Here is a 21,715-nt window from a genome sequence, read left to right as displayed (position 1 = left end):
AGTGAAAAGTATGACAAGTGACCCTCACATTGGTCATGCTTATAGTATTATTTTTCGAACAACTAAGTCAATATGTTTTATATTTATACACAATGTTTGCAGTACACTTGAGAAAATTAGATAACGATTTATGACAAACGAATGCCAGCAATACCAGCCGGGTAGAGTTAATATTAACCCAAAAGAGGCCAGAGTACGCAGGGAGTCTGCGATATTGGCCTCTATGTTTAGTTTAATAGTTTTTGCGTTCCTAGTATTAGTAGACGCAGAAACGTGGTTTTACGTAGCACTTTTTCCTTCGGTTTGGCTTGCGGTCATAGGGTATCTGCAAGCAACAAACCGATTTTGCGTCCGATTTGGTGTTCGCGGTAAACAAAATGCCGATAACCACCACAGCCCTTTATTGACGACCGTTAGCGACGAAGCCAAATATAAAGATAGAAAAAAATCTTACTTACTTATGCTGTGTGCAACCATTACGGCTGCTGTTATTACCGCCTTAGCAGCAATAGTTGCATGACTTTAACTTTAGTTTGGTAAAGTAATGGAATGAATGTATTCGACCCAAGTGTTTGGGATGATCCTAAAACCGCAACGCTGCTTAGTGCGATAGCCGCAGCAGAAAACCTGGCTCAAGCTAAAATTATTTTGGCAGACTTGCTAACCACAAAAGAAATTTCCGAACTTTCTAATAGAATTTATATTGCTAAACTATTGCTCAATAAAGTTAACTATTTAGATATTCAAAAAGAAACTGGTTGCAGTGCGGCAACGGTAGCCGAAGTTAGCAAAAAACTAAAAACTGGCAGTGGTGGGTACAAATTGATACTTAGTAAGTTGAATCAAGATGATCTTAATTTCTAATTTAAGATAGGTTCAGGGTAAGCTACCGCTCACCAAACCAATGTTCCATTTGTACAGACAAACGGAACACAAAACTGCTGGGCGGAGCCACTTTTCTTTATTTTCTGTTAGTAATTAAAATTGTTCTCGTTCAGAGTGCATTCTATTAAAGAGCTCCCAGCTCTTTAATGAAGCACACCTCACTCGGTAAGGTTCACACAATTTGAATCACAACATCTAATCAGGAAAACTGTCTTTTAAGCCCAGACCCAGCGAGCGAAGCTCGCCAATCCCTTTTGAACAGATCCTGAATAGGAATGCTTGGCTTAACAACAATTAAGCCGAGGACGTGTCTGAAACTCTTATAGATAACTTTCAGACTGGCTTTAGCCATTCCGCAGGCTGTTGTTAAACAAGCAGTGAGTATATCAAGAGACGTGAACAGGGTGATCTTTTGGCTCCACCGTTTTGATCACTCAAAATGGTGGTAATTGATGCAAGCGGCAGCTTGCTAAAGCAGCTTTTATAAAAAACAGAAGAGAACCAATCAAACTTGCTATACTTCATGCTATGAGCAACCAATTATCAAAAGACCCTTACCGCGGAACGCGTGACTTTGCACCGCGAGATATGTTTTTACAAACATATATTTTTAATACCTGGCGCAATGTTTGTCAGAGTTTTGGCTACGAAGAATACATGACCCCTACGATTGAGCCGATTGATTTGTATACGGCAAAAACCAGTCAAGAAATTGTTAGTCAGCAGACGTACAGTTTTGAAGATCGCGGCGGTCGTAATATAACAATTCGCCCAGAAATGACACCGAGTGTAGCCCGTTTGGTTGCACAGCAACGACAAGAGTCTGGATATCCGTTGCGCTTATTTTCGATCCCTAACTGCATGCGCTACGAACGACCACAGAAAGGCCGATTACGTGAATTTTGGCAGTTAAACGCGGATATATTTGGCGATGACACGCTGAACGCAGAATACGAAATGCTAAAACTAGCCGACGACATTATGAAGGCATTCGGCGCGGATGAGTCGATGTATGAGATACGAATCAATTCAAAAAAGACTTTACGTGCCAATATTGAGATGTCAGTCCCAAAAACTAATACAGAAGACATCGTGCGGTTGATTGACTCCAAGGACAAGATGTCTACTGAAGAATTTGAGCAGAAGCTTAAAGATTCAGTTGAGAATGTAGCGTCAATTGAGTGTTATTTATCAGATGACTACAGTAATTTAGGTAAGGATTCTAGTGTCAAGCAAACTATCGATCTACTCGAAAAATCTGGTACGAGAGCAGTTTTCGACCCAAGCTTAGCTCGTGGCTTTGATTATTACACCGACATTGTGTTTGAAGTATTTGATAAACACCCAGAAAATAATCGCAGCATGTTTGGTGGTGGTCGCTACGATAATTTGGTTGGCATGTTTGGTGTAGACCCTTTGCCAACAGTAGGCTTTGGGATGGGCGACGCAACCTTGGCGGAATTTCTACGCTTACATGAGTTAACGCCCGACTACATGCCTGCTACCGAACTTATTGTCGCAACGCTAGAAGGAACCGACCCGAGTGAAGTTCAAGAGCTTGCCAGTGACCTGCGAGAAGACGGAGTGAATGTAGCGGTTGATGTGCTTAATAAAAAAGCCGATAAAAAGATCAAGTCAGCAATTAAACTTGGCGTGCCGTTTATGGTGTTTATTGGTGACAAGGAAATTGAATCCGGCGAGGTGGTTGTTAAGAATTTACGTGAAGAAACAGAACATACAATGCCTGCCGAGAACATTCCAGCTTTTATTGCTGATTATTTCGAGATAGATGAGTAAAACAAGTACTTTAAAGGCTGCTGCCGGTTTAGTAGAAAATGACGATAATATCCTGCTTGTGCAGCTGCCTCAGTGGTACGCCAATGAAGCCGAAAAATGGGTGCTCCCTGGCGGCATGGTTGACAGTGGTGAGACACCCCAGCAAGCAGTGCTGCGCGAAATTGCCGAGGAGACAAATATCGAGGTAGAGGTTACAGAGCAATTATTTATAGACAAAAGCTCGTCTGCAGAAATGCATTTTTTTAAATGCAGATATGTTGCTGGTGAGATAATCCACCAAGCAGATGAACTAGATTCAGCTCAGTGGATTCCAATTATTGACCTTGTGCACACTGATTTAGGCTATAATAATTACTCTCTGTTAAAACGGTGGGGTTATATTCGCTAATCTGTTATAGTTGTGGCGAGTTAATAATTCTAACTTTCTAAATAGTGCCAAAGGAGTATGGAGTTTCATGGAAGTACAAAAGCAAGAACTTAAAGACAGTCTAGTTAAACTTACAATTGCAGTTGAAGAATCAACAATCGCAGATGCCAAAAAAGAAGTAATAGAAGACGCCCGTAAAGATGTAAAAGCCGCAGGGTTTAGACAAGGGCAAGCACCAGACAAAATTGTAGAGAAGCAGATTGGTGATGATTATTTGCAAAATCAGGTCATTGACTATGTCGTAAACTCTGCCTACGTCAAAGCTATTAAAGATGAAAAAGTAGCAGTTATTGGTCAGCCAGCCATTAAGTTGACAAAGTTTGTGCCTTATACAGAACTTGAATTTGAAGCTGAAGTAGAAGTAACTCCAGAATTTAAACTACCTGACTATAAGAAGCTTTCTGTTAAGCGAACGGTAGAGGACGTAACAGATAAAGAAGTAGAAGAAGTTTTAGATAATTTGGCAACTCGCGGAGCTGAAAGCAAAGAAGTAAAACGAGCAGCCAAAGACGCTGACAAAGTTTGGATCGATTTTAAAGGTGTCGATAAAGACGGCAAAGAGGTTAGTGGCGCCAGCGGTGAAGACTACCCATTGGTTATTGGCAGTAATACATTCATTAAAGGTTTTGAGCCAGAAGTTGTAGGCTTAAAAGCTGGAGACGAAAAAACGTTTGATGTTATTTTCCCTAAGGACTACCACGTAAAAGCTCTACAAAATAAACCAGTTACCTTTACTATTACTGTCAAAAAAATAGAAGAAGTTGTTAAACCAAAGATTGACGACGCCTTTGCAGGTACGGTTGGTCCGTTTACTAAACTCGCAGATCTAAAGGCCGACATAAAAAAACAACTCGAAGCTGAAAAGAATAACAAAGCTGACAGTACGTACCGTGAAGAATTAGTTGGGGCATTGGTAGAAAAATCTAAGTTTGATATTCCACCGAAACTTAAAGAGAACGTCAAGAATCAGCTGCGCCAAGAACTTATGCAGAATTTACAGTACCGCGGCATGACGCTAGAGCAATTTAGAGACGCAGAAGGTTATGACGAGAAATCTTTTGAAACTGATTACTTAGACGACCGAGCCGTAAAGCGGGCTAAAGCAAGTATCGTGCTTACTGAAGTAGCAGAAGCCGAAGATTTAAAAGTTACTACGCCCGAAATTGATCAACGAATTGCATTATTAAAACAACGCTACACAGACGAAAAAATGCAGGCAGAGCTCGACAAGCCTGACGCCCGCCGTGAAGTAGCGGCACAAATGTTGACTGAAAAAACAATCGACCTGATTGTTGAATCAAATACTAAACATGAAACAGAATCCAAATAGCTCAGAAGGGTTAAGCCCCCCAAATGACCGTGAAGTTCCACGCCCATTTAAAAGATTTGAAGGGCTAGCTCCACAGAAAGCACACAAGGTAACGTTTTTACTAGGCTCGCATATTGATGACGAATCTCTACCTGAAAGCGTAAATCCTTTCTTTACAGAGGATTTAGATTTGATCTTCTTAGAAGGCATGGCTTGGCAGCCGCAGCAGTTGGAGTATACGCAAAAGATTTCCGATGGCAGCTTTGAAGCTCAAACAACTTTATTGGGCCTGTACGCATATGGAAGGAACCATCCCGGGTATCGATACGCAACGCGTCGGTTTGATCTTATTCGTGGTACAGGTGCTAAAGTCGTGCAAATTGATTATGAATTGTCTCATCCAAACCTTCCGAATTATTTGCATATTGTGCACAATCAAGACGGCCACGCCGTCCCAATAAGAGAAAATTTGCTGCCATTCAGAAGAGCTCCTGTGTCAGCTTTTAAGAAACAATGTCAAAAGTACGTAAATGGAGTGTTTATACCTACATTTATACAACGTGAACAACTTTGGGCAGAGAGGATTCTGACTTCTCTAGGGGAGGATGAGCTGGATGACGGCCCAAAAACAGCCGTAGTCGTCCTTGGCTCAATGCATGCTCAATTCGCAGAGGTAATGTCGTCTTTAATTACACTACAAAATCCTACAGCACAGGTTAATGCCCATCGCACAGATACACTACCAAGCACATATATAGAAAGGGCTTACAGCGAGTACGTCTCTAACTCTAAAGTTCAAAAACGTACGGCTTTATTGCTCGTAGCATCTAAAGTGATGGGCGTTGATCACGATACAATTGAAGAATTTATGGAAAACGAAGGCGAATTCGATGATCAAGAACTCGTAGACATTGTTCAGAGACTATTATGAGCATTAGCACTCTTGTATTATGAGTGCTAAATTCGTACACTTAATAGTATGAATATACAATCACAATCCACCAGTGGTCCGCAGTCAAATATGCTAGTTCCAACCGTCATTGAGCAAACATCAATGGGTGAACGAGCCTACGATATTTACTCTCGCTTGCTTAAGGAGCGAATAATTTTTTTGGGCACCGAAGTTAACCATCACTCTGCTAATCTAATTGTCGCTCAATTGCTGCACTTAGCCTACGAAGACCCCGAAAAAGACATAAAACTGTATATAAACAGCCCCGGTGGTAGTGTGTACGACGGGCTTGGAATCATTGATACCATGAACTTTATTAAGCCAGACGTGCAAACTATAGCCATAGGTTTAAGTGCCAGTATGGGTGCGGCGTTGTTGGCTGCTGGCACAAAAGGTAAGCGGTTTGCATTGCCTAATTCGCGGGTGATGATTCACCAACCAAGTAGCGGCTACCGTGGCACTGCCAGTGATATTGAAATAGACGCTAAAGAAACGCTCGATATTAAAAAACTATTAGAACAAATGTTTGCCGACTGGACAGGGAAAACAGCTAAACAAGTTAATAGAGACATGGACCGCGACCGCTGGTTAACCGCTAAAGATGCTAAAGACTATGGTATTGTTGATCACGTTGTTAAAAGCCTGAAAGAAACAAACTAACAGGCAAGAACATAAACAAACAATAAGGAAATATAGTGTCTGACCTATTCGTAGTAAGCCCAAAGAAATTACAGACTAAACCGGTGTTGAGCCAATTGTTGCAACTTGAAAAACAGTTTTTTGCTAAAACACTAAATGTAGGCATTCATGATCACCGTGTTGACGGTGCGATTTTTGGTGAACAAACAAAACATATCGCCGATAATGACAAACAGCTAGCAGCATACAAAGATCTATTTGCGGACTGCATTGCGACCGGCCGCTTGATTGCTGTGGCGGCTGGTAATAAAAAGTCACCAGAACTTGTAGCTTTTGGTGTTGTTGAAAAATACACCCCGCGACTCCGTAGCCCGCAAGAGCAACTTGCTTCATTATTAATCGGTGAGTGCTTTGTGATGACAAAGTTTTACTGCATTGAAACTGAAACCAGTCAGGATGTAGTGCAGATTGGTGGCCAGTTACTTTCTGCTGCCAAGGAACAGATGGGTAAAGAAAAAATGTACATTAAATTTTTAAGACGTGGTAAACGGCAAAACCCTGTGCAGCGGGTGCTTATTGCACCACTTAAGCCGTTGACAAAAAAGCCAACTGCATATGACTTATTGGCTGCTGCATATGGTGGGCGCAAAGCCTGGCGCAGAACCGCTGAATTTCCAGTTGCGCACGAAAATTTAACCTGCGAGATTTCAAGCCGAGTTAAAGTTAGTTAACACATAAGTTGACACAACAGGTCGGACGTATATAATTAAGCGCAAGAAGCAGTCGAGCTTTTTATTTTATTTGGCCAAAAAAATAAAAAGCATCAGGTGTCTTCACCTTGACGAACAGCAAGTAGGCCTACCTTGCTGCACGCGACAAATACTAATTTTTAAACAGATGGGACTAGCTTTTTATGTCTTCTAGCGCTGCTGTAACGCGTAAATATTTAACAAAATCAAAAAAGACCGTAGAAATACCAAATTTATTAGAACATCAAGTTAAATCGTGGCAGTGGTTTGTTGAAGAAGCTCTAGGTGAGATCTTTGCTGAAATTAATCCAGTTCAAGACTACACCGGCGAAAAGCTAGAGCTACGATTTAAAGACTACAAATTTGAAGACCCAAAAATTAGCGAATTTGAAGCACGAGAAAACAACACTAGTTTTGAAGCTCCCCTAAAGGCCACTGTTGAGCTTACAAACAAAGTTACAGGCGAAGTGAAAGAAGCCGAGATTTACCTTGGCGATTACCCATGGATGACCGAACGCGGAACATTTGTGATTAACGGCGCAGAACGAGTAGTAGTAAGCCAACTTATTCGCTCACCAGGTGTTTTCTTTACTGGTGAAATGGTAGGAGCTAAGCGACACTACGGAGCTAAGGTTATTCCCGGTCGTGGTGCATGGTTAGAATTTGAAACAGCTAAGAACGGTGCAATCTACGTAAAGATCGACCGACGTCGAAAAATTCCTATCACAACATTACTACGTGCTCTTGGTGTTGGTACTGACCGTGCAATTGAGTCACAGTTTAACCATGTTGACACCGGTGAATTAAGCCACATTGCAGCTACCTTAGAAAAAGACCCATCAAGCACAACAGCAGAAGCTTTGATTGAAGTGTATCGCCGTCTACGACCAGGCGACCTGGCAACTGTTGATAACGCTAAGAGCTTGCTCGAAAGCATGTTCTTTAATTTCAAACGATTTGATTTTAGTCGTGTAGGTCGCTACAAGCTTAATCGTCGCTTAGACTTAGATGTGCCAAATACCATCGAAAACCGTGTTATGCGTATGGAAGACCTAACAGCGATAATTTCTGAAATTATTCGACTTAATAATACGCAAGAATTGCCAGACGATATTGACTCGCTAAGTAATCGCCGCGTGAAGTTGGTTGGCGAATTGGTTCAACGTCAGTTCAGAATCGGCTTACTGCGCATGGATCGAAACGCTAAAGACCGTATGTCTATGAGCGAAATCGAAACAGTTACACCAGGACAACTTGTAAATGCCCGACCAATCGTTGCGGCAGTCCGCGAATTCTACGCAAGCTCACAGCTATCGCAGTTCATGGACCAAGTAAACCCGTTGAGCGAACTTGCTCACAAACGACGCCTTAGCTCTATGGGGCCTGGCGGATTGAGCCGTGAACGTGCTGGTTTTGAGGTTCGTGACGCACACGCCACTCACTATGGCCGTATTTGTACCGTTGAAACACCAGAAGGTGCCAACATTGGATTGGTATTGAACTTAGCTCAATTTGCTCGTGTAAACGACTATGGCTTTTTAGAAACACCGTATATTAAGGTCCAAAATGCAGTTACTCCTAAAAATAGTGTTGGTCGCATTGCTAGCCGCGACATTAAAGACGCCAACGACAAAGTTGTTGTTAAAGAAGGTGCAAAAATCACTAAAGCTGATGCTGATAAATTAGCAAAACTTGATAGCGCCACTGTCCCAGTTAAAGCTAAGGTTACCGATGAAATTGTGTACCTAGACGCTTTTGATGAAAAAGACGCAGCGATTGCCGGCGCCGGAAACGAAGTCGATGAAGACGGTTACTTTGTAAAGGACCGTGTTAGTGCTCGTGTAGAACTACAAGCAGAGGTTATCGATGCCGACGATGTAACGCACATGGACGCCAGTCCACAGCAAATTGTAGGATCAAGTGCTGGTCTTATTCCTTTCTTAGAGCGAAACTTCGTGTATCGATCTTTGATGGGTGCAAACCAACAACGTCAAGCTGTTCCATTAGTTAAACCGGAATCACCAGTAGTAGGAACCGGCCTTGAAAGAGACGTTGCTCTTAACTCTGGTCAGCTTGTTGCCGCACTTGAAGACGGTGAAGTTGTATCTGCTACAGCTGACGAAGTGACTGTTAAATACAAAAAAGCAGGTACTAAAAAGTACACGCCACGACACTTTGTCCGTAGTAACGACGGAACCAGCATGAATGACAAAGTTGTTGTCACAAAGGGCGATAAGCTTAAAAAAGGTGACAGCATCATTGAAGGTATGAGCATACAAGGCGGAGAACTAGCTCTTGGCCAGAACGTGCTTGTTGGCTTCATGCCATGGGGTGGATACAACTTTGAGGACGCGATTATTGTGTCTGAACGGTTGGTAAAAGACGACACCCTAACCTCAATTCATATTGTTGACTACATGGTTGAAGTCCGAGAAACAAAGCTTGGCCCAGAAGTGGTTACTGCCGACATTCCAAATGTATCTGAAGAAGCGCTTCGTCACCTTGACGAAGAAGGTATTGTTCGAATCGGTGCGGAAGTCCGTCCTGGTGACGTACTTGTAGGTAAAATCACGCCAAAAGGCGAACAAGAACTTTCCAGTGAAGAGCGCCTGCTACGAGCAATCTTTGGTGAAAAAGCTAAAGACGTTCGAGACACGAGCCTTCGAATGCCAAACGGTAAACACGGTAAAGTTGTTGGCGTAAAGATCTTTTCTAAAGAACTTGGCCACGAAATGAAGGCTGGAGCCTTGATGCAAGTGCAGGTCTTTGTTGCTCAAATGCGAAAGATTAGTGTAGGTGACAAGCTTGGTGGACGTTACGGAAACAAGGGTGTTATCGCTCGAATTCTCCCAGTAGAAGACATGCCATTCCTTGAAGACGGAACGCCACTGGACGTTGTCTTGAACCCACTTGGTGTACCAAGTCGTATGAACATTGGTCAGCTGTTTGAAAACCACCTAGGTATGGCTGCTCAGGCCTTAGGCTGGAAGATTGCCAGCCCACCGTTCCAAGGTGTTGAAACTGAAAAAGTAAAAGACCTGCTTAAAGAAGCTGGCCTACCAGAAGACGGTAAGTTCCAGTTGTACGACGGCCGCACCGGCGAACCTATGAAAGAAACTACTACTGTCGGGCCAATGTACATGATTAAGCTGAACCACATGATCGCTGACAAGATTCACGCTCGTGCAACCGGACCATACACAATGGTTACCCAGCAACCACTCGGTGGTAAGGCGCAAAATGGTGGTCAACGATTCGGAGAAATGGAAGTTTGGGCGCTTGAAGCGTATGGAGCTGCGCACAGCTTACAGGAAATGCTAACTATTAAGTCAGACGATGTTTACGGCCGATCAAAAGCCTACGAAGCGATTGTGAAGCAAGAAACTATCCAAGGTCCGAAGATCCCAGAAAGCTTTAACGTTCTTGTTAAAGAGCTACAAGGTCTTAGTCTTGAAGTTGACTTGATAAAAGACGAGCAAAGTATCGATGCTGATGATGTCATTGAGGAAGTCCTTGAAGAACAAGCAAAGGACGGCGACGTAGCCAACGCTGCTCAAGACATGGCTGATGGCGATGCTCAAGTTGATATAACTGACGACGCTGCTGCAGACGAATTCAAAGCTGCTGACGAAGATGCTCACGACGAATCGGCGGATAGCGAGTCAGATGCTGACGATAATGAAGTTAAGGAGGACGAATAATGTACGCTCAAGGATACAGTAAGGACATGACAGACTTTGACGCTGTTCGTCTAACAATCGCATCATCTGAGAGAATTCTTGAATGGTCGCACGGTGAAGTGTTAAAACCAGAAACCATTAACTACCGAACCCAAAAACCAGAACGAGACGGGTTGTTCTGTGAAAGAATTTTTGGTCCAGTTAAAGACATTAACCCCAACGATCCAAAATACCGCGGTATTCGTAACCGAGAAGTTGCACGCGATCACAAAGGTGAAATTGTCACTAAGAGTATTGTTCGTCGTGAACGAATGGGCCACATTAGCCTAGCGGCTCCTGTGACACACATTTGGTTCTTGCGCGGTACGCCAAGTGCAGTTGGTTTGATTCTAAACATGACTGTCAAAAATCTTGAAAAAGTTGTGTACTTCGCTAGCTACATCGTTACAAAAGTCGACGGTGAAGCCCGTGACCAAATGATTGCCGACCTTGATGCCGAAGCAGAAGCAGCGCAAGCAGCAATTAAAGCTCGTTTTGAACAAGCGTCTAAAGAAGAAAACGCCGATGTTAAAGAACTTGCTAAGCAGCAAAGCAAAGAACTCGAAGATACAGCCGCCGAATACGACACCAAGCGAGCTCAATTACTAAGCTTAGTTAAAAAAGCCCTTATTACTGAAGGCGCTTACCGTGAAATGCCTCGCGAGTACCGCGACTTGGTAACAGTAAAAATGGGTGGAAAAGCCATCAAAGCTTTGTTGGACGAAATCAAACTAGAAGATTTGATTGCTGATTTGACCGAACAAGCTGACGGCGCCAAAGGACAACGTCGAAAACGACTTGTTAAACGTCTAAAAATGCTCGAAGGTATGCAACGAGCTAATATTCAGCCGAAGTCTATGATTATGACTGCATTGCCAGTAATCCCACCAGACCTCCGCCCAATGGTGCAGCTTACCGGTGGTCGTTTTGCTACAAGTGACTTAAATGACTTGTACCGACGAGTAATTAACCGAAACAATCGTCTTAAAAAGTTGGTTGATCTTAAAGCCCCAGAAGTTATTCAGCGAAACGAACAACGAATGCTTCAAGAAGCTGTCGATGCATTAATTGACAACAACGCTTCACGTAGCGGACGAGCTGTAGCAGCAACTGGCGGTCGCAGAAAACTAAAATCACTCAGCGATATGCTTAAAGGTAAGCAAGGTCGATTCCGACAAAACCTCCTTGGTAAGCGAGTTGACTACTCAGGTCGTTCAGTAATCGTAGCCGGTCCTGAATTAAACATCGAACAATGTGGTCTGCCAAAAATGATGGCCCTCGAATTGTTTAAACCATTTGTGATTGGCCGATTAATCGAGCTTGATTACGCACACAACATCAAATCAGCTACACGCATGATTGAATCTGGTGATGCAGAGGTATGGGACGCGTTGGACGAGGTGATTAAAGGCAAGTACGTACTACTTAACCGTGCTCCAACTCTTCACCGACTCGGTATTCAAGCTTTCCAACCGGTATTGATTGAAGGTAAAGCTATTCAGCTTCACCCGCTTGTTTGTGCTGGATTCAACGCAGACTTCGATGGTGACCAAATGGCAGTTCACTTACCATTAAGTGACGCAGCGCAGGCTGAAGCCCGCGAACTAATGACAGCTCGCAAAAACCTGCTTAAACCGTCTGACGGTTCGCCAATTCTGCACATCCAGCAGGATATTGTATTGGGTTGTTACTACTTAACGTACGAAAAATACAAGCTAGAAGGTAAGCGACCGGTGTTTTCTGACATCGACGAAGCACTCTATGCGTACGACCAAGGTCACATCAAACTTCAATCTCCAGTTTCTATTTTTGCCAAAGGTGCACGACGTGACACGACGTTAGGTCGGGTATTGTTTAACGAAATCTTGCCAGAAGACTTTCCGTTCCAAGACGTTACTGGTACCAAAAAATCACTTGCTAAGATTATGGCTAAGATATTTGCCAAATACGGCAGCGACGTAACAGCTGAAGTTGCTGACGAACTTAAAGATTTAGGTTTCGAATATGCAACAGCATCTGGTCTTTCTACTGGTGTGTTTGACTACCCAGACATTGCTGAGCTTGACGACATTATGGAAGAAGGCGATAAGCGAGCAGCAGAAATTTCTGACCAATACGAAGAAGGTCTTATTACAGAAGAAGAACGCTACCGCCTAACCGTAGACAGCTGGCGCGACGTAGACGACAAAGTCATGCAGACACTTGAATCTACTTTTGAAGAAACTGACTCATCAGTTTCATTAGCGGCGATTTCAGGTGCTCGTGGTAACGTTGGTCAGCTAAAACAGGTGACTGGTTCACTTGGTATGGTTGCTGACACAACCGGTAGAATTATTGAACTACCAATTAAGAACAACTACAAGCGCGGACTTTCAAGCCTTGAGAACTTTATCTCAACTCGTGGTACTCGACGTACTATGATCGACACCGCGCTAAAAACAGCCGACTCAGGGTACCTTACCCGACGTATGGTTGACGTTGTTCAAGATGTGTTTATAAACGACACCGATGTCGAAGACCCAGGGTACACCATTACTCGTGAAGAAACTGAAGGTATTGGCCTAGAGTTTGCCGACCGTGTAACAGGACGTATTTTAGCCGCAGACCTAAAAGCTGGCAGCAAAGTACTCGCAAAAGCTGGAGACCTTATTACTCCAGACATTGCAGAAGAAATCGACGAACACGATGTTCAAGAAGCGACTATAAGAAGCATTCTAACCGATACATCAGTTCGTGGGATTAGCCCATCTAGCTACGGTGTAGACATGAGTAAAAGTGAGTTAGTTAAACCATTTACTCCAGTTGGTGTTATTGCAGCCCAGAGTATTGGTGAACCTGGTACGCAGCTAACACTGCGAACCTTCCACGCCGGTGGTGTGGCTGGTGAAGACATCACGCAAGGTCTTCCTCGTGTAGACGAACTTCTAGAAGCTCGTAATCCAAAAGGACAAGCTTTCTTAACTGAAATCGACGGAAAAGTAAGCATTCGTGAAGCTGGCAATCATTACGTGGTTCAGGTTGCTTCCGACGCTGACAAAGCTGTTGCTCATGAGCTTGGCGATCGAAAAGTACAGATCAAGTCAGGCAGCAAGGTTAAAGCTGGCGACGTATTAGCAGACAAAGATGGTAAAAAACCACTCGCCGCTAAGATCGACGGCGTGGCAGAAGTCTACGCTGATCAAATAGTTGTCATTGGCGACACTGGTAAGGTCCGATTGTACGAAATACCTGGCTTTAAAGCCCTAACTGTTAGCGATGGCGACAGTGTAGAAAAAGGTGATCGTCTTACAACTGGTTCTATCAACGTGCGTGAATTGATGAAGCTCAAGGGAGTACTCGAAACTCAACGCTACATCATTACAGAAATTCGTCGAATTTTTGCTAGCCAAGGCCACAACATTGCCGACAAGCACCTTGAAATTGTGGTTAACCAAATGTTTAGCCGTGTTCAAGTTGACGACCCAGGTGACAGTAGTTTTGTAATTGGTGACATCGTGTCTAAAGCTGCGATTATTGACGAGAATAAGACCCTTGCTGACGCCGGTAAAGAACCAGCACAGTACAGTCAGCTACTACTTGGAATCACCAAGGTTTCTACATGGTCTGACTCATTCCTATCTGCCGCCAGTTTCCAAGATACAACTCGCGTATTGATACAGGCTGCTGTTAACGGACGAGTCGACAACCTGTACGGTCTTAAAGAAAACGTTATTATTGGTCGAAAGATTCCTGTTGGTACAGGGGCTCGAGTCAATAATGATCAGGCCGATGAAGTAACAGAGGTTGCAGAATAATGTCTTATCTGTTAAAGTTCACATTTGAAGAAAGAGCAGGAGCGTAATGCCTACAATTAACCAATTGGTTCGTAAGGGCCGATCAACCACAAAAAAGAAGAGTAAGTCAGCTGACTTGCACTTTGTTCAGGATTCACTGCACAATCGTAAATACAAAAAAGACACACCACTACGCCGTGGCGTTTGTATTAAGGTGACTACCCGAACCCCGCGTAAACCAAACTCAGCGCTACGTAAAGTGGCTCGTGTTCGTCTAACAAACGGTCAAGAAGTTTGGGCGTACATTGGCGGCGAAGGTCACAACCTACAAGAACACGCTGTTGTTCTCGTGCGTGGCGGGCGTGTACCGGACCTTCCGGGCGTGCGTTATCACATTGTTCGCGGAACACTCGACCTTCAGGGCGTGTCCGACCGTAAACAACGACGCAGTAAGTACGGCGCTAAAAAAGACTAACTATAATAAGGCAATAGTGAAGACGGCCCGCTACATAACGGGAGCCGACCACAACTAAAGGAGTAATTATGCCACGTAAGAAGACTAAATCATTAATCAGAGACATTCCGGGCGACCGTAAGTACGGCTCTGTTTTGGTTCAAAAAATCATTAACAAGACTATGCAAGACGGCAAGAAACAAAAAGCTGAAGCTGCAGTTTACCAAGCTATGGAATTGGCTGCTACTAAGCTTAAGTCAAAAGACCCGCTTAAGACCATCGAACAAGCAATCGATAATATTCGTCCAAGTGTAGAAGTCCGATCACGACGCGTTGGTGGAGCAAACTATCAAATTCCATTCCCTGTACAAGGTAATCGTCAGACTCACTTAACACTAATGTGGTTTATCGAAGCTGCTCGTTCTCGACGTAAAAGTGCAGGAAAGCCATTTGCAGAAGTAATGGCTGCCGAAATTGTTGATGCGGTTAACGAAACTGGTTCAGCTGTTAAGAAAAAAGAAGACGTACACCGAATGGCCGAAGCCAACCGTGCGTTCGCACACTTCGCCCGCTACTAATTGTTGAATGAATCTTAAACACCTTTACGATTTAGAATTAGATCGCATGAGCGGCATGTCGGCTGAACAAGCTTCTGAGTATTCTCAGGACACAAGCGACCCGCTCGTGCATGGAATTAGGCGCGATGCGTTATCAGCGAAGATCGCGCAGATGGAGATTGCTGGATTTTGTTATCTTGCACCAGATAACAATTAGAGGTATTCTAGGTGTAACGAGCCGCGAACAGCGGCTATTTTAAAGTTAAATAATTTCACTTGTAGTGAATGGGAGCAACGTACCACATGGCAGACAAGACATATGAACTAAAAGACTACCGAAACATCGGTATTATTGCGCATATTGACGCAGGTAAAACAACAACTACCGAAGGTATTTTGTATCGCACCGGTATGAAGCACAAAATTGGTGCGGTTCACGACGGCGAAGCCACAATGGACTGGATGGAACAAGAGCAAGAACGTGGTATTACCATTACATCTGCTGCTACAACGTGTTACTGGAAAGATCACCAAATTAACATTATCGACACCCCCGGCCACATTGACTTTACCGTCGAGGTAGAGCGGTCTTTGCGTGTATTAGATGGTGCAGTTACTGTATTTGACGGAAAAATGGGTGTTGAATCCCAAACCGAAACTGTATGGCGCCAAGCCAACAAGTACGGTGTTCCACGTATTTGCTTTGTAAACAAAATTAACCAAACCGGTGGTGACTTCTATAAATCACTGGACAGTATTCACGCTCGCTTAACTCGCCGCGCTCACCCAATTCACCTACCGATTGGCTTCGAAAAAGAAATTAACGGCATTATCGACCTCGTTAGCATGAAAGCCTACACCTACAAGGACTTTACTGACAAAGAACTTATAGAGGGCGATGTACCGGCAGATATGCTTGAAAAAGCTAAAAATTATCGAAGTCTTTTAATTGAGTCAGCTGTTGAATTTGACGACGACTTAATGATGAAGTTCCTCGAAAACGGCGAAGAAGCTCTAAGCGAAGAAGAAATTAAGTCAGCAGTTAGAAAAGCTGTTTTGTCTGGTGAATTCTTTGCTGTAACTGGCGGCGACGGACGCGGCGTGATCGTAGAAAAAGTTCTTGACCTTGTTGTTGATTACCTCCCAAGTCCACTTGACCGAGGTTCAACATTCGGTAAAAACCCGAAAACCGAAGAGACTATGGAACGTAAACCCGACACCAGTGAGCCACTATCTGCTTTGGCTTTTAAGATCGCAACCGACCCATTTGTCGGTAAGCTTGCCTTCTTTAGAGTTTATTCAGGCACACTGGATGCTGGATCGTACGTACTAAATGTATCTACAGGCAATAAAGAACGAATTGGTCGCTTGCTCCGTATGCACGCGAACGACCGGGAAGAAGTTAAGTCAGTAAAAGCTGGTGATATTGCAGCTGCTGTTGGTCTTAAAGATACCACTACCGGTGATTCACTGAGTGATGTCGGTAGTCCAATTATGCTTGAAAAGATTGATTTCCCTGACCCTCCAGTAGCAATTGCAATTGAACCTAAAACTAAAGCCGACCAAGAAAAAATGGGTGTCGCCCTTCAGCGTTTGGCTGAAGAAGACCCGACATTCCGCGTTAAGGTTGACCACGAAACTGGCCAGACAATTATTAGCGGTATGGGCGAACTTCACTTAGAAATTATCGTTGATCGTATGAAACGAGAATTTAAGGTTGAAGCCAACATTGGTCAACCACAGGTTGCATACCGTGAAACTATTAAGAAATCTGGTGTTGAAATACAAGGTAAGTTCATTCGACAGTCTGGTGGTCGTGGTCAGTATGGTGACGTATGGTTGCGTCTTGAGCCACAAGAACCAGGTGCTGGATTCGAATTTGTTGACGAAATTAAGGGCGGCGTTGTTCCTCGAGAATACATTAAGCCTGTTCAGCAAGGAATCGAAGAAGCTATGGCTAATGGTGTTATTGCTGGCTACCCAGTTGTTGACATTAAGGCCAGCCTGTATGACGGAAGCTACCACGACGTTGACTCGTCTGAAGCAGCCTTTAAAATCGCTGGATCAATGGCATTACAAGCTGGTGTTAAGAAGTCAAACCCAGTACTACTCGAACCTGTCATGAAAGTTGTTGTAATCTGTCCAGAAGAATTCATGGGTGACGTCGTTGGTGACTTAAACTCTCGTCGTGGCCGAATCGAATCAATGGAAGACTTGCCAGCAAATGCTAAAGAAATTACTTCGTTTGTGCCTTTGGCTGAAATGTTTGGCTACACAAACGACCTTCGTTCAAAAACCCAAGGACGTGCAGCTAGCTCAATGGAACTTGACCACTACGGTGAAGTACCTCCACACGTAGCCGAAGCAGTGATTGCTAAGCAGCAAGGTTAAGAGTAGGCCCCAACCAGGAGCTTTATGAAACTCACGGAAACAGCAGCAGCAACGTTAGCTTCTGCTGTTATGGTGAGTGGTTGCGCTGCAGATGTAGCCCGACTCCCTGAACAGGGATATGTGAGCTCAGTAGAAGAAGGTACGGCGAATCGGTACAGGATTCTGCCTCCAAATATTGCGATGTACAGCCTTACCGATAATCCGATATACCTGCAAAGACGAAGAGTATATCATTCCACTCATGATGTAGTGACAGTCCTTATTGATGCCTGCGAAGATCAAAGCGACAAAGAACGAGGATATACAATTGACGAAACTGGCAGAGAGGTGAGTTGCACAGGTTCTTTTATTTTAGACTTGGCTTCACAAGAGCAAATACCTTTAGAGATTGGTGAATTTATTAGCAAATCTCAGTTAGAAGAACATCTTTTTGAAAGCACAATATCCTAGTCGATTAGCTTTACATCCCACCACAGTTACGATAAGCTATACAGTATCTCGCGTGAGGGCGTTGCTGCTATGCAACATGGACCGCGTAAATATTAAGTATTAACAATAAAACTCATAACCAAAAAAGCTCATAAATAAACGAGCTTTTTATTATGAAAAGGAGAAATTGAATGGCTGATTTTGATCGTTCAAAGCCGCACGTAAACGTTGGTACTATGGGCCACGTTGACCACGGTAAAACTACACTAACTGCAGCGATTACTTACACGCTGTCTAAAAAGCTTCCAAGCGACGTAAACAAGTCAATTGCTTACGACGAAATTGACAAAGCTCCAGAAGAAAAAGCACGTGGTATTACCATTGCTACTTCTCACCAAGAGTACGAATCAGAAAATCGTCACTACGCACACGTTGACATGCCTGGTCACGCTGACTACGTAAAAAACATGATCACTGGTGCTGCACAGGTTGACGGTGCTGTCTTGGTTGTATCCGCAGCTGATGGCCCAATGCCACAAACTCGTGAACACGTTCTATTGGCTCGCCAAGTTGGTGTACCAAAGATTGTTGTTTTCTTGAACAAGATGGACATGGCTGACCCTGAACTAGTAGAACTAGTTGAAATGGACGTTCGTGAACTTCTTAGCAAGTACGACTTTGATGGCGACAACGCACCAATCATTAAAGGTTCTGCACTAAAAGCTCTTGAAGACGACGAAGAACACATGAACTCTGTAATGGAACTTGTTAAGGCTATGGACGAATACATCGAAGAGCCAAAACGAGAACTAGACAAAGACTTCCTAATGCCAATCGAAGACGTTTTCTCAATCAAAGGACGTGGAACGGTTGCAACTGGTCGTGTAGAAACTGGTGTAGTTAAAGTTGGTGAAGAAATTGAGATCATTGGTCTTAAAGACACTACAAAAACTACAGTAACTGGTGTTGAAATGTTCAACAAAAACCTTGACCAAGGTCAAGCTGGTGACAACGTTGGTGTGTTGCTACGTGGTGTTGAACGTGAAGACATTGAACGTGGACAAGTTTTGGCAAAGCCAGGAACAATTACTCCGCACACAGAATTTGACGCTGAAGTTTACATCCTAACTAAAGACGAAGGTGGACGACACACTCCATTCTTCAAAGGATACAAGCCACAGTTCTACTTCCGTACTACGGACGTAACTGGTGAAGTTGAACTTCCAGCTGACGTTGAAATGGTTATGCCTGGTGACACAATCACTTTCAAAGTGAAGCTTATCCAGCCAATCGCTATGGACCAAGGGCTACGTTTTGCTATCCGTGAAGGTGGCCGAACTGTTGGTGCTGGTGTTGTGACTAAAATCAACAAATAGTAGCAGTTTGACTGACCGCTCAAAAAGAGCCTCGTTATTTGCGAGGTTCTTTTTATTTTTTGGCTACTGTATTATATAGATCACATGGAAGACCTGCATATACAATCGAAACTTAATGAAGATGTGTGCAGTTTACGTACTAACGATGAGCTAGATGCTGCTCTGCGAGGAGTCCTGGTTGGCAGTCACATTGTTTATGAGTTACGCACGCCTCGTCAAATCAAGTCAACAGAAGAGTTTGGGATTGACTACCATTGGGTGTCGTTTCCAGCTAAGCTCGGCGCTAACGAAGTTAATGATTTGGTTGAAGATTTAGTGCAAAGTATTCGTAGTAGTGAGGGTAATCAAGCTGAGTATGTTTGGGCTCAGGCTCTTGTTGTGCGCGAACATGAAGCGTATGCGATGTTGCGCTGTGGCGGCCAGGATAATGACCTGGAGCCACCACTGTAATTGACAGACGACCTAACTAGGCTATAATATCGTCATAAACTAATTGCACTGACTAAAAGTCGCTTTGGTTCTACAAATTATGAACCCTTGAGATGTTACAGTGCCGCGAGTGTTTAGACGCGTAATCTCAAAACAAAGGATTTACATATGGCCGATCAACAAAAGCAACGAATTCGAATTCGTCTAAAAGCGTACGATCACAAAGTAATTGACCAGAGTGCAAAGCAAATTATTGAAACCGCCGAGCGAACAGGCGCAAAAGTAAATGGACCAATTCCATTGCCGACAAAAAAGTCTACGTATACTGTTATTCGTTCACCGCACGTGTACAAAAAATCACGTGAACAATTTGAAATGCGTGTTCACAAGCGATTGATTGATATCACAGAGCCAACGCCAAAAACTATTGATTCATTAATGAACCTTAGTTTGCCAGCCGGATGCGACGCTGAAATCAAGATGTAACCATCGTCCTTAGCGCATATGCTTGCAGCCTAGTGGGTAAACCACTAGGCTTTTTATATGGACGATAAACCAAAAAGCAGCTCTAATGTTAATGAGAAGGCTCGGCTTCTGCAAGAAACAGGAACGTATCTAGAACTTATCAGAGAATTACTAGCAATTGTCAGTGCTTCACGCAGTAGCGCTCAAAAAGACGAGTTATTAGCTGCAGTCGAGAAAATGCTTAAAAATTACGATAATTTAAATAAATCGGTTGCTAAGGTTGTGGGAGAAGGGTCAAACAATGGCTGAGCCACTAACCAGTAAACGCAAACAGCAAGAGTTAAAAGTAGAACTTGAAAAGCGAATAAATGAACGAGACGACACCCTGCCAGAACTAGTTTCTGCTTTATCAAAAGTTAGTGACACTTCTACGCGTGATGAAATAGCTAAACAATCGGTCAAATATTTTTTTGTCATATTAACGTTATTGATAGTTGGCATACCAACTTATAATGCTGCAGTATCTGGAGACTCAAATTTTGACAGTTTACGGTTGTCACTGCCGGATTTGATGCAACAATACGGATCAATTTTAGGCCCCGTGCTTGGGTTTGTAATTGGGTATTACTTCAAATCAAAGGATTAATTATGAGTATAGAAGCTCAGCCAAATATTCAAAGAGACTATCTAGCAGGCTACCGACTACCAACGGAAGGCGAAATAGTCCAGCCGGTAATAGAAGAGTTAGAAAATTCGTGGTTGGTTGGCGAAACTATTGAAAGCAGTACACATCATGATCAACCAATTTACGTATCGGAATCACCCTACGGGATGATTCACCCCGTTGAACAGGGAAACAAAGCAAACCACTTGGGTTCTGTCACGGTTGTTCGCGCAAGAATTGCCAATTCTGCGGACTCAGTCGATGAAGAGGTTCTGCAAACTACAGAATCGAACAGAATTGCAAGAGTACTAGCTGATACTCTTCAAGGTGTAAAGTTATCAATTAAAGCGCACTTGATTGAACACGGAAGAACCGCCAGAACAGCCAATAGTATTGCAGATGAAGTAGTCCCGAGAATAGACGATCATGCGCTGCGCAGTGCCACGGGTTATCTTTATGACCTTGATGGCAACATTCGAAATGTTAGTCATTTGTCAGCACTAATATTTTCTGAACGGGTGTACCATTTTGAGGGTGAGGACAAGTTGACGTTAGACAAGAGTCGCGATTCACTGACGCTGCAAACTACAAGACGAGAAAAAGCTGCGGTGTTTATAGTAGAGATAAGAACCGAGTAGCGATTGGATTCGTTCATCTTCAGTATAGTTGCCTACAAATAAATCCTCTTACTTATTACTAG

20 protein-coding genes are annotated in these 21,715 nt (G+C 43.5%); all 20 read left to right on the top strand.

All coding sequences use genetic code 11. The features are described from left to right. Positions 1–130: 130 nt before the first annotated feature. The 20 genes from EYO12_01655 (at position 131) to EYO12_01560 (ending at position 21,653) form a co-directional block, all read left to right on the top strand. Complete coding sequence (locus EYO12_01655) at positions 131–520, top strand: hypothetical protein (GenBank protein HIA91805.1); 390 nt, start codon at positions 131–133, stop codon at positions 518–520. Positions 521–549: 29 nt separating this feature from the next. Then, positions 550–864 (top strand): hypothetical protein, encoded by a 315-nt coding sequence (locus tag EYO12_01650; protein ID HIA91804.1) that lies wholly within the window; start codon positions 550–552, stop codon positions 862–864. Between the two features lie 549 nt (positions 865–1,413). Continuing rightward, on the top strand, positions 1,414–2,682 hold the full coding sequence (locus EYO12_01645; protein HIA91803.1) for a histidine--tRNA ligase: 1,269 nt from the start codon (positions 1,414–1,416) through the stop codon (positions 2,680–2,682). Further along, positions 2,675–3,070: an NUDIX hydrolase gene (locus tag EYO12_01640; protein HIA91802.1), complete on the top strand. Its 396-nt coding sequence runs from the start codon at positions 2,675–2,677 to the stop codon at positions 3,068–3,070. Before EYO12_01645 ends, EYO12_01640 begins: the two co-directional genes overlap by 8 nt. Positions 3,071–3,137: 67 nt before the next feature. Further along, positions 3,138–4,439 (top strand): trigger factor, encoded by a 1,302-nt coding sequence (gene tig, locus EYO12_01635; protein ID HIA91801.1) that lies wholly within the window; start codon positions 3,138–3,140, stop codon positions 4,437–4,439. Next, complete coding sequence (locus EYO12_01630) at positions 4,420–5,349, top strand: hypothetical protein (protein ID HIA91800.1); 930 nt, start codon at positions 4,420–4,422, stop codon at positions 5,347–5,349. Before tig ends, EYO12_01630 begins: the two co-directional genes overlap by 20 nt. A gap of 48 nt (positions 5,350–5,397) precedes the next feature. Further along, positions 5,398–6,030: an ATP-dependent Clp protease proteolytic subunit gene (locus tag EYO12_01625; protein HIA91799.1), complete on the top strand. Its 633-nt coding sequence runs from the start codon at positions 5,398–5,400 to the stop codon at positions 6,028–6,030. A gap of 35 nt (positions 6,031–6,065) precedes the next feature. Then, positions 6,066–6,740 carry a hypothetical protein gene (locus EYO12_01620; GenBank protein ID HIA91798.1) on the top strand — a complete coding sequence of 225 codons (675 nt, stop codon included), beginning with the start codon at positions 6,066–6,068 and terminating at the stop codon, positions 6,738–6,740. Between the two features lie 182 nt (positions 6,741–6,922). Further along, positions 6,923–10,459, top strand: a complete 3,537-nt coding sequence (locus EYO12_01615) for a DNA-directed RNA polymerase subunit beta (protein HIA91797.1) — start codon at positions 6,923–6,925, stop codon at positions 10,457–10,459. Further along, a complete protein-coding gene (rpoC, locus tag EYO12_01610) occupies positions 10,459–14,271 on the top strand; it encodes a DNA-directed RNA polymerase subunit beta' (GenBank protein ID HIA91796.1) in 3,813 nt (1,270 codons plus the stop codon). Before EYO12_01615 ends, rpoC begins: the two co-directional genes overlap by 1 nt. A 46-nt stretch (positions 14,272–14,317) precedes the next feature. Next, on the top strand, positions 14,318–14,725 hold the full coding sequence (locus tag EYO12_01605) for a 30S ribosomal protein S12 (GenBank protein HIA91795.1): 408 nt from the start codon (positions 14,318–14,320) through the stop codon (positions 14,723–14,725). Between the two features lie 68 nt (positions 14,726–14,793). Continuing rightward, a complete protein-coding gene (gene rpsG, locus EYO12_01600) occupies positions 14,794–15,282 on the top strand; it encodes a 30S ribosomal protein S7 (protein ID HIA91794.1) in 489 nt (162 codons plus the stop codon). A 282-nt stretch (positions 15,283–15,564) separates the two neighbouring features. Continuing rightward, complete coding sequence (gene fusA, locus EYO12_01595) at positions 15,565–17,652, top strand: elongation factor G (protein ID HIA91793.1); 2,088 nt, start codon at positions 15,565–15,567, stop codon at positions 17,650–17,652. A 24-nt stretch (positions 17,653–17,676) separates the two neighbouring features. After that, positions 17,677–18,102, top strand: a complete 426-nt coding sequence (locus tag EYO12_01590) for a hypothetical protein (protein HIA91792.1) — start codon at positions 17,677–17,679, stop codon at positions 18,100–18,102. 170 nt (positions 18,103–18,272) lie between these two features. Further along, on the top strand, positions 18,273–19,457 hold the full coding sequence (gene tuf, locus EYO12_01585) for an elongation factor Tu (GenBank protein ID HIA91791.1): 1,185 nt from the start codon (positions 18,273–18,275) through the stop codon (positions 19,455–19,457). A gap of 84 nt (positions 19,458–19,541) precedes the next feature. Further along, entirely contained in the window at positions 19,542–19,907 is a 366-nt protein-coding gene (locus EYO12_01580) for a hypothetical protein (protein ID HIA91790.1), read from the top strand. Positions 19,908–20,054: 147 nt separating this feature from the next. Next, positions 20,055–20,372 (top strand): 30S ribosomal protein S10, encoded by a 318-nt coding sequence (gene rpsJ, locus EYO12_01575; protein HIA91789.1) that lies wholly within the window; start codon positions 20,055–20,057, stop codon positions 20,370–20,372. Positions 20,373–20,429: 57 nt separating this feature from the next. Next, positions 20,430–20,660, top strand: coding sequence for a hypothetical protein (locus tag EYO12_01570; protein ID HIA91788.1), 231 nt, complete (start codon positions 20,430–20,432; stop codon positions 20,658–20,660). Next, a complete protein-coding gene (locus EYO12_01565; GenBank protein HIA91787.1) occupies positions 20,653–20,997 on the top strand; it encodes a hypothetical protein in 345 nt (114 codons plus the stop codon). Before EYO12_01570 ends, EYO12_01565 begins: the two co-directional genes overlap by 8 nt. 2 nt (positions 20,998–20,999) lie before the next feature. Next, positions 21,000–21,653, top strand: coding sequence for a hypothetical protein (locus EYO12_01560; GenBank protein HIA91786.1), 654 nt, complete (start codon positions 21,000–21,002; stop codon positions 21,651–21,653). Positions 21,654–21,715: the final 62 nt, after the last annotated feature.

This window comes from Candidatus Saccharibacteria bacterium, assembly GCA_012965045.1.
In the GTDB taxonomy this organism is placed as follows: domain Bacteria; phylum Patescibacteriota; class Saccharimonadia; order Saccharimonadales; family DTSZ01; genus DTSZ01.
The sequence above is the reverse complement of the archived record's forward strand: the minus strand, read 5'-3'. Positions and strand labels throughout refer to the sequence as shown.